1 protein-coding gene is annotated in these 1,204 nt (G+C 65.1%); it reads left to right on the plus strand.

All coding sequences use genetic code 11. The annotated features are described in order from the left end of the window. Positions 1-12: 12 nt before the first annotated feature. The coding region (locus tag ACZ5RK_RS00185) for an IS256-like element ISTth4 family transposase (protein ID WP_464908422.1) at positions 13-1,204 on the plus strand (1,192 nt) is incomplete at its 3' end.

Consider the following 1,204-nt stretch of genomic DNA (forward strand, 5'->3'; position numbering starts at 1 on the left):
GTGTAAGGGTCCGTGTTTAATAGGGGGGCACACCTTAGCACGAGGAGGTGCCCCGTGGACCAGGATACCTTGCGGATCTTGCTGAGGGAAGCGGTGCGGGAGACAGTAGCCGAGGTTCTGCAGACGGTTCTGGAGCTGGACCGGACGGCCTTCTTGCAGGCGCACGGGGGCCGCAGGAACGGCTACTACCCCCGCAAGCTGGAGACCACCTTCGGCCAGGTGGACCTGAAGGTCCCTAGAGATCGGGAATCTCGGTATTACCCGGCTTTCCTTAAGCCCTACGCCCGCCGCCTGGTGGACGTGGGGGAAGTAGCTGTGGCCTTGTACGCCGCCGGGGTCAGTCAGCGCAAGGCGGCCGAGATATTGAGCCTGCTCTTAGGCCACCGCTACTCCCACGAGACCCTGAGCGCCCTGACGGACGAGGTCCTGGAGGCGGCAGGAGCCTTCCGCACCCGGCCTTTGCCCGAGGAGATGGCCTTCGTCTACCTGGACGGGCTTTCCCTAAAGGTCTTTAGGGAAGGAGAAGGGATCGTACGGGAAAGCGTGTATGTGGCCCTGGGCATCGCCCCTAATGGGGAGAGGCGGGTCCTGGGGTTTTGGCTGTTGCCCACGGAGAGCGCCCTGGGATGGGAGGGGGTCCTGGGGGAGCTTTGGCAGCGGGGCCTGCGGCGGGTGTTGCTCTTTGTCACCGACGGGCTGCCCGGGCTTCCTGAAGCGATCCGCAGGGTCTACCCTCAGGCGGAATGGCAGCGGTGCGTGGTGCACGGGGTGCGGTGGAGCCTGTCCCAGGTGCGGGCGCGGGACCGGGGCCTGCTGGCGGAGGACCTGAGGCGGGTGTACGGGGCGGAGAGCCGGGAAGAAGCTCTTGGGGCCTTGGAGGAGGTGAAGGCCGCCTGGGGTTCGCGGTACCCGGGGGTGGTGGGGCTTTGGGTGGAGGAGTCTGGAGCCTTCCTGCGGTTCTACGGGTACCCCAAGGTGCTTTGGCCGTACCTGCGGAGCACCAACCTGATGGAGCGGTTTATCCGGGAAGTGCGGCGGGGGACGAAGGTGCGGGACCACAAGTTTCCCAAGGCGGAGGCGGTATACAAGCTCCTTTACCTGGAGTCAGAGAGGCAAGAGGGGAGGTGGGCAGAACGGAAACTAAAGGGGTTCTCGGAGGTGAAGGAGGTGCTGGAGAAGATGCTTCAGGAGCGGTATGCCCCCC

This window comes from Thermus kawarayensis JCM 12314 (genome assembly GCF_055393575.1).